We start from the raw sequence: 12,890 nt of genomic DNA on the forward strand, positions 1-12,890 counted from the left end.
GCCACGGCGGGCGGGGCTAGAGGGCGGCGACCCTCGGGGCGACCTCGGTGCCCAGCAGCTCGATGCCCCTGAGCAGGTCGCTGTGGGCCAGGCGCGGGTTGGTCATCTGCAGGCTCAGCCGGTCGACGCCGCCGAGCTGCTCGGCGACCCGCTCGATCTTGGTGGCCACGGTCTGCGGGTCGCCCATGAAGAAGGCGCCGTCGGGGCCGGAGGTGGCGTCGAACTGCGCCCGGCTGGGCTGCCGGAAGCCGCGCTCGCGGCTGATCTTGGTGAACATCTCGTTCCAGCCCGGGTAGATCGTGTCGGCGGCGGCCTCGGTGCTCTCCGCGACGTAGCCGAACACGTGCAGGCCCACCTTGAGCTTCTCGGGGGCGTGCCCGGCCTGGGCACCGGCCCGGCGGTAGAGGTCGACCAGCGGGGCGAACTGGCGGGGCTCGCCGCCGATGATCGCGATCATCAGCGGCAGGCCGAGCAGGCCGGCCCGGGCGAAGGACTCCGGGCTGCCGCCGACGCCGACCCAGATGGGCAGCTGCTCCTGCGCCGGGCGCGGGTAGACCCCCTGGCCACGCAGCGCGGGCCGGTGCTGGCCGGACCAGGTGACCTTCTCGGAGTCACGGATCTGCAGCAGCAGCTCCAGCTTCTCGGTGAACAGCGAGTCGTAGTCGGCCAGGTCCAGGCCGAAGAGCGGGAACGCCTCGGTGAAGGACCCGCGGCCCACGACGAGGTCGGTGCGGCCACCGGAGAGCAGGTCCAGGGTGGCGAACTGCTGGAACACCCGGACCGGGTCCGCGGCCGACAGCACCGTGACGGCACTGCCCAGCCGGATCGCACTCGTCCGGGCCGCGGCGGCGGCCAGGATGATCGCCGGGGCGGAGTCGTAGTACTCGGGCCGGTGGTGCTCACCGATGCCGAAGGAGTACAGCCCGACCTGGTCGGCCAGGGCGATCTCCTCGAGCAGGTCCGACATGCGCTGCGCGGGGCCGATCTCCTGTCCGGTGGACGGGTCGGTGACTGCTGCCACGAAGCTGTCGACGCCGATGTGCACGGTGGACCTCCCAGGTCGATGGGCCACCGGGTGCGGTGGCGGGTGCAGTCTAGTCAAGCGTTCAACTGTCTGCGGTGTTCCCGGGGTCGACGGCGACCATCCGGGTGCGCCAGGGTCCTCGTGTGACGCACGCCGCAACCGACAGCCCCAGCGCCGACACCCGTGCCGTGGTGGACCCGGCCACCTACGAGACCGGTCCCCCGCTGGCCGCCCTGGCCCGGCTGCGCGACCGGCACGCCGTCGTCTGGGTGGACGAGCCGGCGCTGCACGGGCAGCCGGCCGGGCCGGGGTTCTGGCTGGTGCTCCGGCACGCCGACGTCGAGCGCGTGATGAAGGACCCCGCCACCTTCTCCTCCTGGCTGGGCGCCACCCAGGTGCGCGACGCGACCGACCTGCCCTTCGCCCGCCGGATGATGCTCAACACCGACCCGCCCGACCACGCCCGGCTGCGCCGGCTGCTCAACCGCAGCTTCACCCCGCGCGCCGTCGCCGCGCTCACCGCGGCCGTCGAGTCCTCCGCCGCCGGGCTGGTCGACCGGATGCTGGCCGGGCCCGAGGTCGTGGACGTCGCCCGGGACGTGGCTGCCGACCTGCCGCTGCTCACCCTGGCCGAGGTGCTGGGTGTGCCGGCCGAGGACCGGTGGCTGATGTACGACTGGTCCAACCGGGTCATCGGCTGGCAGGACCCGGACTACGCGACGTCGTCGCACTTCGACGGCAGCACCGGCACGGAGCTGGCCCGGGAGGCCCTGCGGCTGCGACCGGAACCCGGCCCGGACGGCCGGATGCCCGACCCGCGCACCGCCGCCGGCATGCCCGACCTCTACGGCTACGCCCGCCTGCTCGCCGAGCACAAGCGCGCCGCCCCCGGGGACGACGTGATGAGCCTGCTGCTGGCCCAGGTCGACGGCGCCGACGGCTCGGTGAGCGACGCCGAGTTCGAGTCGATGTTCTGGCTGTTCGCCGTCGCCGGGAACGAGACCCTGCGCAACGGCCTGCCCGGTGGCCTGATCGCGTTGCTGCAGCACCCCGACGCGATGACCGAGCTCCGCGCGGACCCCTCGCTGCTGCCCGGTGCGGTGGAGGAGATGCTGCGCTGGTGGACCCCGGTCATGGTGTTCCGCCGGACGGCGACCCGGGACGTCGAGCTGGCCGGGCAGCAGGTCGCGGTCGGGGACAAGGTCGTCGTCTCCTTCACCGCGGCCAACCGGGACCCCGCCGTGTTCGCCGACCCGGACGCGTTCGACCTGCGCCGCTCCCCCAACCCGCACCTGACGTTCGGGCACGGCCCGCACTTCTGCCTGGGCGCCCAGCTGGCCCGGGTGCAGATGCGCGCGCTCATCGGCCAGCTGGTCGGGCGGACCCGCACGCTGGAGGCCGCCGGGGAGCCGGTGCTCCTCCGGTCGGCCTTCCAGCGCGGGGTCAAGCGGCTGCCGGTGCGCTGGACCGCCTGAGGGTCAGTCCGCCTCCTCCACCGGTGCCCGTCCCCCGGGCGGCACCAGCCCGCTGGCCACCCCGGCGGCCCGGCGGCGGCTCTCCACGAACTCGACCAGCGCGGGCCCGCGCGGACGCCGTCCGGGCCGGATGTCGCAGGTGGCGACCTTGGACTCCTGGATGTGCACGTTGGGGTCCATCACGACGCCGAACAGGTCGTTGCCGCTGTCACCTGTCGACAGGCCCTGCTCACCCCAGTGGTAGGGCACCCCGATCTGGTGCACCACCTGTCCCCCGCCCATGGTCAGCGGGCGCATCCGCTCGGTGACCAGCACCTTGGCCTCGATCGCCGTCCGGGCGCTGACCAGGGTCGCCCAGCCGCCGTTGGTGAGCTGCCGTTCGGCGGCCAGCTGCGGGGAGACCTCCACGAAGAACTCCGGCTGGAGCTCGGACAGGTAGGGCAGCGTGCGGCTCATCCCGCCCGCGGTGTGGTGCTCGGTGAGCCGGTAGGTGGTGAACACGTAGGGGTAGACCTCGCTGGGCGAGGGGTTCTCCCGGTTCCACGCCGCCCGGATGTGCTCGACCCCCGGGTTGGCCCGGGTGCCGTACAGCGCGTTGCGCACCGGGGACTCGGCCGGCTCGTAGTGGGTGGGCATCGGACCGTCGGCCAGCCCGGACGGCGCGAACAGCCAGGCCTTGCCGTCGTTCTGCATGATGAACGGGTCGGCCCCGCCGATGCCGGCCTGCGCTGTCGCACCCTCCGGCGGCACGTAGTCCGGGCGCTTGCCGACCTCGAAGTCCGGCACGTCGACCCCGGTCCAGCGCTGGTCGTCCTCGTCCCACCACACGTACTTCTTGCGCTCGCTCCACGGCTTGCCGGCGGGGTCCGCCGAGGCCCGGTTGTAGAGCGTCCGCCGGTTCAGCGGCCAGGCCCAGCCCCACTCGGGGGCCACCCAGCTCTGCTCCCGGCCCGAGCGCCGCCGGTCGGCCTGGTTGACCTCGTCGGCGTACACCCCGGTGTAGATCCAGCAGCCGCCCGACGTGCTGCCGTCGCTCTTCATGTCCATGTAGGTCGACAGCGCACGACCGTCGGGCCCGACCCCGTTGATCTCCCGCAGCACGGCCTCGGCCGAGGGCTCGACCAGCGCCCCGTGCGTCGGGTAGTCCCAGGTCAGGTCCAGCAGCGGACGGTCCCGGGGGTCCTCGGAGTCCCGCAGCCGCTGGCGCAGGATGCGGCCCAGGTGGAAGTAGAACCACAGGTCGCTGCGGGCGTCGGCCGGCGGCTCGACCGCCTTGCGCCGCCACTGCAGCAGCCGCTGGGTGTTGGTGAAGGTGCCCTCCTTCTCCACGTGCGTGGCGGCGGGCATGAAGAACACCTCGGTGGCGATGTCCTCGGTGACCAGTTCCCCGGTCTCGATCTCCGGCGCGGTCTTCCAGAAGGTCGCCGACTCGATCATCTGCAGGTCCCGGACGACGAGCCACTCCAGGTTGGCCAGCCCGAGCCGCTGCATCTTGCCGTTGGCGTGGCCGACCGCCGGGTTCTCCCCGACCAGGAAGTAGCCGGGCACCTTGCCCTGGATCATGTCCGCGACCGTCCGGTAGGACCCGTGGTCGCCGGTGATCTTGGGCAGGTGGTCGAAGCAGAAGTCGTTCTCCGCCGTCGCCGCGTCGCCCCACCAGGCCTTGAGCAGGCTCACGGTGTAGGCGCGCATGTTGCCCCAGAACCCGACCGAGCCCTCGCTCTCCGCGCAGAAGTCGTCCAGCGTCGGGTGCGACTCGGCGTGCGGCATCGGGATGTAGCCGGGCAGCAGGTTGTACAGCGTCGGGATGTCGGTGGACCCCTGGATGGAGGCGTGCCCCCGCAGGGCGAGGATGCCGCCGCCGGGACGGCCCGTGTTCCCCAGCAGGGCCTGCAGGATGCCGCAGGTCCGGATGTACTGGACGCCGACCGTGTGGTGGGTCCAGCCCACCGAGTACACCCAGGCCGTCGTCCGCTCCCGGTTGCTGTTCGCCGTCACCGCCCGGGCGACGTCGAGGAACACCTCCGGGGTGATGCCGCAGACGTCGGCCACCATCTCGGGGGTGTAGCGGGCGAAGTGCCGTTTGAGCACCTGGTACACGCAGCGCGGGTGCTGCAGCGTCTCGTCGCGCTGCGGCTTGCCGTGGATGGTCGCGCCGCCGTCGCCGGCGCTCTCGTACTGGTCGGCGCTCTTGACGCCCTGCGAGGCGCCGGACTTCTGCTCCCGGAACGGGTCGCCCGGGCCCTGCTGGCCGGCGGCCGGCGGGCTGTCGTCGACGCCCTCGTACTGCCAGGACGTCTCGTCGTAGTGCCCCGCCTCGGGGTCCCAGCCGGAGAACAGCCCGTCCAGGTCCTCGGTGTCGACGAAGTCCTCCCGCAGGATCGCCGCGGCGTTGGTGTACGCGACGACGTACTCCCGGAAGTCGAGCCCGTTCTCCAGGACGTGGGAGATCAGCCCGCCCAGGAACGCGATGTCGGTGCCCGCGCGCAGCGGGACGTGGGTGTCGGCGACCGCCGACGTCCGGGTGAAGCGCGGGTCGATGTGGATGACCTTGGCGCCCCGCGCCTTGGCCTCCATGACCCACTGGAACCCGACGGGATGGCACTCGGCCATGTTCGAGCCCTCGATGACGATGCAGTCGCTGTTGACCAGGTCCTGCTGGAAGTTCGTGGCCCCACCGCGGCCGTACGTGGCACCCAGACCGGGCACCGTGGCGGAGTGCTATATGCGCGCCTGGTTCTCGATCTGCACAGCGCCCAGCGCGCTGTACAGCTTCTTCATCAGGTAGTTCTCCTCGTTGTCCAGCGTCGCGCCGCCCAACGAGGCCAGGCCCATCGTGCGGTGCACGCGCTTGCCGCCGTCGGTGTCCTGCCAGCCCTTGGCCCGGGCGTCGAGCACCCGGTCGGCGATCATCTCCATCGCCGTGTCCAGGGGCAGGTCCTCCCACTCGGTGCCGTGCGGACGCCGGTACCTCACCGTCGTCACCCGGCTCGGGGAGGTCACGAGAGACTTGCTCGCGCTGCCCTTGGGGCACAGCCGGCCACGGCTGATCGGCGAGTCCGGGTCGCCCTCGATCTGCACGACCTGCTCGTCCTCGACGAACACCCGCTGGCCGCAGCCCACCGCGCAGTACGGGCAGACGGACTTCACCACCCGGTCGGCGGTCGCCGTCCGGGAGGTGACGTGCTCGGTCTTCTGCGACCGCGCCGCGTGGCCGCGGCCCAGCGGGTCGGTGCCGGTGAGCTGGCGGTAGACCGGCCAGGAGTCCAGCCAGGTGCGGACGCCGCGGCGCTCCGGGGTGGCGGTCACCGGGGCGGGCGGTGGGTGGGGAGGGGCACGACGGACCTCGCGAGGTGGGACGACGCGAGGGCCTCGGCTCGGCCCACCCCGAGGATGCACCGCCCGGTGCGGGGGCGGCAACCCGGGTCCCGGGGTGCCTGGCCGCACAACCGCGTTTACGGTCGGAGGGCCGCGCCCGGCCCAGCCCCGGCCACGAACGACCCCGCGCGGTGCCACGGAGAGAGCACATGCCCGGGACGTCCGGTGCCCGCACCGACCCGTTCGCCCCGCCGCCGGACACCCCGTGGTCCCGGGTGGTCGCCCGCGCCCGCGCCGTCGCCGGCCCCGGTGTCACGACGGTCGGCGGCCCCGTCGACGTCGTCCGCGGTCTGGTGACCGACTCCCGCGCCGTGCGCCCCGGCAGCCTGCTGGCCTGCGTGCGCGGGGGCCGGTTCGACGGCCACCGGTACGCGGCCCAGGCGGTCGCCGCCGGCGCGGTGGCGCTGGTCGTCGACCGGCCCGACCAGCTCCCGCCCGACCTGGGCGTGCCGCTGCTGGTGGTGCCCGCGGTGCGCCCCCTCCTGGGGCCGCTGGGCGCCCTGGTGGCCGGCGACCCGGCCCGGTCACTGCGGCTGGCCGCGGTCACCGGCAGCAACGGCAAGACGACGACGTCGACGCTGCTGCAGGCCGTGCTGGACCGGGCCGACGGACCGTGCGGACTGGTCTCCACGGTGGGCGCCTCCCTGGGGCAGCGCCGCCGGTCGACGGCGCTCACCACCCCGGAGGCCCCCGAGCTGCACCGACTGCTGCGCTGGATGGTCGACCAGGGCGCGACCGGGGCGGTCGTGGAGGCCTCGTCCATCGCGCTGGACGTGGGCCGCCTCGACGCCCTCGCGGTCGACGTCGCGGTGTTCACCGGGTTCGAGGAGGACCACCTGGACCACCACGGCACCCTCGAGCAGTACTGGGCCGCCAAGGCCGCGCTGTTCGCCCCCGACCGGGCCGCTGCGGGTGTGGTGGTGACCGACGACCCGTGGGGACGGCGGCTGGCCGACCAGGCCCGCATCCCGGTGACCCGGGTGGGTTCGGACGCCGACTGCGACGTCCGGGTGCTGGAGTGGCGCACCGGCGAGGGCGGCACGGAGGTGCTGCTGGCCGCCGACGGACAGACGCACCGGGTGCGGTCGGCGGTGCTCGGCCGGGTGCACGTGGGCAACCTGGCGGCGGCCTGGACCGCCGCCCGGGTGCTGGGGGTCGACGCCGCGGACGCGGCCGCCGGGTTGGCCCGCGCCGTCCCGCCGCCGGGGCGCAACACCCTGGTGGGCGCACCCGGCGGGCCGACCGTGCTGGTCGACTACGCGCACACCCCGGCCGCCCTGGCCGCCGCGGTGCAGACCGCCCGCGACCTGCGCCCGGACGGCGAGGTGCACCTGGTGCTGGGCGCCCGCGGTGCCCGTGACCGCTACAAGCGCCAGGGCCTGGGCGTCTCCGCGCGCGCCGCCGACCACGTGTGGCTGACCAACGAGGGCAGCCACGGGGAGGACCCGGCGGCCATCGTCGACGAGCTGCGGGTCGGTCTGATCGGCACCCGGGCGCACGTCCGGACCGAGATGGACCGGCGGGCCGCCATCACCGGCGCGGTCACCGCGGCCGGCCCGCAGGACGTCGTCCTGGTCGTCGGGCGGGGGCACGAGACGCTGCTGCAGGACGCCCCGGGTGCGCTGGACGCGGGACTGGCGGTGCCCTTCTCCGACGTCGAGGTGGCCGGCGAGGCGCTGGCCGGCCGGACCGCGGAGCCGCTGGCCTGCTGAACGCCGCAGGGGCGCTCCCCGTGGTCCGGAGAGCGCCCCTGCGTGTGGCGGTGCTGGTCGTGCTGGTCGGTCAGCTGGTGGCGACCGTGAGGGTCGCGATGCCGATGACCAGGTTGGCCGGGATCGCGGTGACGCCGAACGTGGTGTTCAGCAGGTCGGCGGCCTCGGCGGACAGCTCGACGGTGGTGCCGCTCAGCACGGCGTTGCCCTCGGCGTCCATGGAGACGGGCTCCAGGGTGGTGCCGTTGAGGTCGAAGAGCGGGGCGGAGGGCACGGCGAGCTCGCCGTTGACGCTCACGTCGCCGAACAGGCGGGCGGGCTTGCCCGGGTCGATGGTGAAGTTGCTCAGCTCGACGGTGGTGGCACCGGCGGTCAGCGACAGGCCCGAGCCCTGGTGGAAGAGCACGCCCTGGACGAAGGGCCGGTAGCCGGAGTCCTTGTCGTAGAGGGTCACGGTGCCGCCGGTGATCGGGAAGTCCACGGCGCCGTCGGCCAGCGTCGCGGTGCCGGTGACGCCGGGGGTGACGCCGAGGCCGGCGAGGGCGTCCAGGAAGCCCTGGTCCAGCGCGACGGAGGTGTCGCCCCCGGAGACGGCCGGGACGACGGCGGCGGGCTCGGGGTTGGTCACGGTGCTGGAGGTCGACGAGCTGGACGCGGCGGCGGTGTCGCTGCCGGAGTCGGTGCTGCAGGCGGCCATGCCGAACGCGGCGCTCAGGGCGATGGCGGCGGCGACGGTGCGCTTGGCGACGAGGTGCTTGGTGTTCACGGTCACTCCCAGGATCGAGGCGTCCCCGGTGTGAGGACAGTGGGCCTTCGCCGCCGACGGCACTCCCGGATGCGTGGGGAAGCGAACACATCCATCCGGGTGACTCGCGACGAACGTGCAGCTCACGGGCCCGTCGCTGGGCCGGCGCACAGCCGGCGCACGGGTCCCGTCGGTCGCGGTCGTGAGCCGGACTCACCGTCCCTCCACGCGCTGTTCACCTGATCGGCGTCCCGGTGCCGCCCGGCCCTCGCCGCGAACGCGGAGGGTCGGGTGGCTCACCACGCATGCGACCCGGGAGGAACCCCGAGATGGCGCACGACCACGCACACCCGCACGACCACACCCACGACCACACCCACGACCACGCACACCCGCACGGGGCCGACGGGCACACCCACGAGACCACCGCACTCGCCGGCTCCTGGCGTGACCCCGAGGTCGGCGACCGGCTGTCGGTCTCCCGCCGCTCCTTCCTCGCCGGCAGCGCGCTGGTCGCCGGTGCGGCCGCCGGGCTGGCCGGCGCGGCCGGCGGGTGGGGCCAGGGCGTCGCCGCGGCGGCACCGGGCAGCCGGACGCCGACCAACCCGTGGAGCGGCAACAACCGGTTCTTCGCCGGTGACCACCACATCCACACCCAGTACTCCCCCGACGCGCAGTACACCGTCGAGACCCAGGTGGCCAAGGCGCGGGAGTACGGCCTGTCCTGGGTGGTCATCACCGACCACGGCAGCGTCGCGCACCAGAAGTTCTCCATCGACCAGGTGACGCCCAACATCGAGGCGTCCCGGGCGGCCTACCGCGACATGCTCGTCTACCAGGGCCTGGAGTGGAACATCCCCGGCGCCGAGCACGCCACGGTCTTCCTGCCCCCGGGCCGGAACACCGTGGACATCCTGCGGGCCTTCGAGGCCGCCTACGACGGCGGCGTGCTGGCCAGCACCGGCGTCATCCCCGGCGCCACCTCGGCGCTGGGCGAGCCCTACGCCCTGGACGCGCTGCGCTACCTGGACCAGCAGGTCACCGGCGGCCGCACCGAGATCGCGCTGATGTTCGCCAACCACCCCTCGCGCAACGGCATCGACAGCCCGCACGAGCTGCGCAACTGGCGCGACGCGGCCCCGCGGGTCGCCGTCGGCATGGAGGGCGCCCCCGGCCACCAGGCCGCCGCGATCCCGCTGCCGGCCGGCCCGGGGTCCGGGCGCGGCTACTACGACCGCGGCCCCGGCACGAACAGCTTCCCCGGCTACCTGCCCACCGCGGCCGAGAACCCGTACCGCACCTACGGCGGGTTCGACTGGATGACCGCCAAGGTCGGCGGCGTCTGGGACTCCCTGCTCGCCGAGGGCCTGCCCTGGTTCGTCACCGCCACCTCCGACTCCCACCAGGTGTGGCGGGACACCTTCGTCCAGGGCAGTCAGGACTACGCCACCACCGGCAGCAAGGGCGCCCCGGTCGACACCGGGCAGCCGATCACCACCTACGGCGACTTCTGGCCAGGCCAGTACTCCTCCACCCTGGTGGCCGCGCAGTCCAAGGCCTACGTGGACGTCATGCGCGGCCTGCAGTCCGGCCAGGTCGTGGCCGTGCACGGCCGCCTCATCGACGGCCTGGACGTGCGCGTGCGGGCCTTCCGCGGTGAGGGCGACCGGCGTGGGGTCACCCTGGGCGGGCGCACCTGGATCGCCCGCGGCGGCGACGTGAAGCTCGACGTCACCATCGACCTGCCGGCCGGCCCCAACTCCGCCGGCCAGGTGCCCCGGCTGGCCAAGGTCGACCTGATCAGCGGCCCCGTCACCGGACCGGTCGGTGACCGGGACACCCTGGCGGCCCCGCGGACGACGGTCGTGAAGACCTTCGACGTGTCCTCCTCCGCGGGGGGACGCCGGGTCCGGCTGGACCACACGTTCACCAACGTGCAGGAGTCGTTCTACCTGCGCCTGCGCGGCAGCGACGGCAACCAGCTCGACGCCCTGGGCAACCCGCAGATCGACGTCGTCGGCAACGAGGACCCCTTCGCCGACCTGTGGTTCTACGCGAACCCGGTCTTCGTCGACGTGGTCTGAGCCGTCCCCGCCGACACCGGCGGGTGGTGGGTGGGCGTCCCGGCCGCGGCACAGGCCGTGGACGTCCACCTGCTGGCCGCCCTGGACGACGCGCTGTCCGGAACCGGCCGGACGGTCGACTGGGTGCTGACCCACGTCGACCGCTCGGGCCCCGACCCGCGGGTGACCGCCAGCTGGCAGGTGTCCCCGGGCCCCGACGACGGGACCCTGCCGCACCGTTGGGCGCTGGCCCTGGGCGGGGCGGTGCTGCCCACCGACGCCGTCCCCCAGGAGGGCCGGGTCGTCCGGTTCCCCGGTGGGGACGACGTCCCGGTGCGGGTGACCGTCGCCGACCTGGTCGCCGGCACCGCCATCGACCGGGTCGTCGGCATCGGCTCCCCCGCACTCCCCGGGGACGTCGTCGACAGCGTCGACGGCCACCTGCGACCGGTACGCCACCCCGACGGTGTCGAGCTGCTCGTCGACCCGGCCGGACCGGGCACCTGGCGCCCGGTCGAGATCAGCACCCCGCACGAGTGCTGCGGCGGCCACTGAGCCACGGCCCCACCGCCCGACACGGCCGCCCGACACCACCGCCCGGCACGACCCCGCGCCACCCCCGCGCCACCCCCGCGCCACCCCTGCGCCACCCCCCGAGACGAGGAACCCCGTGGTCACCCAGACACCGCTGTCCCGCCGCTCCGTCCTGCAGGGCGGCGCCGTCGGCGCCGCCGCGCTGGCCTTCGGCGCGCTCACCACCGAGCAGGCCCGGGCCGCCGTCGCCGAGTCCGCCCGCGCCGGCGTCTTCGGCTTCGGCGTCGCCTCCGGGGACCCCACCGCCACCGAGGTGCTGCTGTGGACCCGGGTCACGCCCAGCCGGCCCGCACTGCCGGGCAGCGGTCGCGGCCCGGGCAGCCGGGTCGACTGGGAGATCGCCGCGGACGAGGGCTTCCGCCGCGTCGTCCGCCGCGGATCGCTGCGCACCGACGCCGACCGCGACCACACGGTCAAGGTGGTCGTCGGCGGGCTCACCCCCTACACCCGCTACTGGTACCGGTTCACCTCCCGCGGGGAGACCTCCCCCGTCGGCCGGACCCAGACCTCACCCGACGAGCCCGGCCGCACCCACGCGCTGCGGCTGGCCTTCGTGTCCTGCTCGAACTACACCGGCGGCTTCTTCACCGCCTACCGCGGGCTGGCCGCCCGCGACGACCTGGACGCCGTGCTGCACCTGGGCGACTACCTCTACGAGTACGGCAACGACGAGGACCGCTACGGCCCGGCGTCGCTGGCCGGCACCCGGGACCACGAACCGGCCACCGAGATGGTCACCCTGGCCGACTACCGGCTGCGTCACGCGCTCTACAAGACCGACCCCGACCTGCAGGCCGCCCACCAGCGGCACCCGTGGATCACCGTCTTCGACGACCACGAGATCACCAACGACGCCTACGACACCGGCGCGGAGAACCACGAGCAGCAGGACGACCCGGACACCGGCTACACCGGACCCGGCGAGCCCGCCGGCACCCGCGCCGAGGGCGACTTCCTGGCCCGCCGCGCCGCCGCCTTCCAGGCCTACCTGGAGTGGATGCCGATCCGGGAGCCCGGCTGGCAGCCCGCCCCCCACCGGGGCACCCAGTTCTTCCGCCGCTTCTCCTTCGGCGACCTGGCCGACCTGTCGGTCGTCGAGACCCGGCAGAACCGCAGCCAGCAGGTGCCCGCCACCGTCGGCGGGCAGCTCAACCCCGCCCTCACCGACCCCGCCCGGCACCTGCCCGAGCCCGAGCAGCTGACCTGGCTCACCGACGGGATCACCGGCAGCCGCAAGACCTGGCACCTGGTCGGCAACCAGACGGTGCTCACCCGGGTGCTGGCCCTGCCCCGCGCCGGGGTGCTCGGCGGCCAGGTGTTCAACGCCGACCAGTGGGACGGCTACCAGGCCGACCAGGCCGCGCTGGTCGCCGCGATGGGCCGGGCCACCACCGACCCCGTCGTCCTCACCGGGGACATCCACTCCTCGTGGGCCAACGACCTCCCGGCCGGCTTCGACGCCGCCGCCTACCGCACCGCGCGGCGGTCGGTCGGCGTCGAGTTCGTCTGCCCGTCGGTCACCAGCAACGGGTTCAAGGAGTCCCTCGGCGGCTCGGCGGCCGCGGCCCAGTCCGCCACCGCCGCCTTCCAGGGCGTGAACCCGTGGATCCGGTACCTGGAGGGCATCGGTCACGGGTTCGCCGTCATCGACGTGACGCCGGACCGGGTGCAGACCGACTTCTGGTTCATCCGCTCCGGCGGCGACAAGGGCCTGGCCGTCGACCCGCGACTGGACCCGCAGGCCACCGTGGGCTTCGAGTCGGCCTGGCAGTCGGTGCGCGGCACCCGCGTGGTGTCCGGCCCGGTCGGCCAGCTCGGGCCACGCTCGGACCGGCCCCGGGGAGCGTGAACCCGGTGACCGCGGGCCGGGGCCCCGTGCCGCCCCGGCCCGCGCTCACC

Annotated in this window: 9 protein-coding genes; 5 read left to right on the forward strand and 4 right to left on the reverse strand. The window is 74.1% G+C overall.

Going from position 1 to position 12,890, the window contains the following annotated elements; genetic code table 11:
- Positions 1-16 precede the first annotated feature (16 nt).
- Positions 17-1,045, reverse strand: a complete 1,029-nt coding sequence (locus AC0IVP_RS13055; protein ID WP_056299019.1) for an Atu2307/SP_0267 family LLM class monooxygenase — start codon at positions 1,043-1,045, stop codon at positions 17-19.
- A gap of 122 nt (positions 1,046-1,167) precedes the next feature.
- On the opposite strand from AC0IVP_RS13055, the gene AC0IVP_RS13060 reads away from it, so the two are divergent.
- On the forward strand, positions 1,168-2,499 hold the full coding sequence (locus AC0IVP_RS13060; RefSeq protein ID WP_471757030.1) for a cytochrome P450: 1,332 nt from the start codon (positions 1,168-1,170) through the stop codon (positions 2,497-2,499).
- A gap of 3 nt (positions 2,500-2,502) precedes the next feature.
- Here the strand turns inward: AC0IVP_RS13060 and fdh are convergent, their stop codons facing one another.
- Positions 2,503-5,208 carry a formate dehydrogenase gene (gene fdh / locus AC0IVP_RS13065; RefSeq protein ID WP_471757032.1) on the reverse strand — a complete coding sequence of 902 codons (2,706 nt, stop codon included), beginning with the start codon at positions 5,206-5,208 and terminating at the stop codon, positions 2,503-2,505.
- Between the two features lie 12 nt (positions 5,209-5,220).
- Positions 5,221-5,808 (reverse strand): hypothetical protein, encoded by a 588-nt coding sequence (locus AC0IVP_RS13070; protein WP_471757034.1) that lies wholly within the window; start codon positions 5,806-5,808, stop codon positions 5,221-5,223.
- 218 nt (positions 5,809-6,026) lie between these two features.
- On the opposite strand from AC0IVP_RS13070, the gene AC0IVP_RS13075 reads away from it, so the two are divergent.
- On the forward strand, positions 6,027-7,589 hold the full coding sequence (locus AC0IVP_RS13075; protein WP_471757036.1) for a Mur ligase family protein: 1,563 nt from the start codon (positions 6,027-6,029) through the stop codon (positions 7,587-7,589).
- A 70-nt stretch (positions 7,590-7,659) separates the two neighbouring features.
- Here the strand turns inward: AC0IVP_RS13075 and AC0IVP_RS13080 are convergent, their stop codons facing one another.
- A complete protein-coding gene (locus AC0IVP_RS13080) occupies positions 7,660-8,355 on the reverse strand; it encodes a hypothetical protein (RefSeq protein ID WP_157519044.1) in 696 nt (231 codons plus the stop codon).
- Positions 8,356-8,663: 308 nt separating this feature from the next.
- Here AC0IVP_RS13080 and AC0IVP_RS13085 point away from each other — a divergent pair, with 308 nt between their 5' ends.
- From AC0IVP_RS13085 to AC0IVP_RS13095, 3 genes are all read left to right on the forward strand, one after another.
- Positions 8,664-10,418 (forward strand): PHP domain-containing protein, encoded by a 1,755-nt coding sequence (locus AC0IVP_RS13085; protein ID WP_471757038.1) that lies wholly within the window; start codon positions 8,664-8,666, stop codon positions 10,416-10,418.
- A gap of 30 nt (positions 10,419-10,448) precedes the next feature.
- The gene (locus AC0IVP_RS13090) at positions 10,449-10,952 is read left to right on the forward strand and encodes a hypothetical protein (protein ID WP_471757040.1); all 504 of its coding nucleotides are present in this window, start codon (positions 10,449-10,451) and stop codon (positions 10,950-10,952) included.
- A 115-nt stretch (positions 10,953-11,067) separates the two neighbouring features.
- Positions 11,068-12,840 (forward strand): alkaline phosphatase D family protein, encoded by a 1,773-nt coding sequence (locus tag AC0IVP_RS13095; RefSeq protein ID WP_471757042.1) that lies wholly within the window; start codon positions 11,068-11,070, stop codon positions 12,838-12,840.
- Positions 12,841-12,890: the final 50 nt, after the last annotated feature.

The sequence above is a fragment of the Klenkia sp. AC732 genome (genome assembly GCF_979256525.1).

Coding starts and splice junctions, on each gene's coding strand:
- AC0IVP_RS13075 (WP_471757036.1), top strand. CDS start 6,027: ATGCCCGGGACGTCCGGTGCCCGCACCGACCCGTTCGCCCCGCCGCCG.
- AC0IVP_RS13085 (WP_471757038.1), top strand. CDS start 8,664: ATGGCGCACGACCACGCACACCCGCACGACCACACCCACGACCACACC.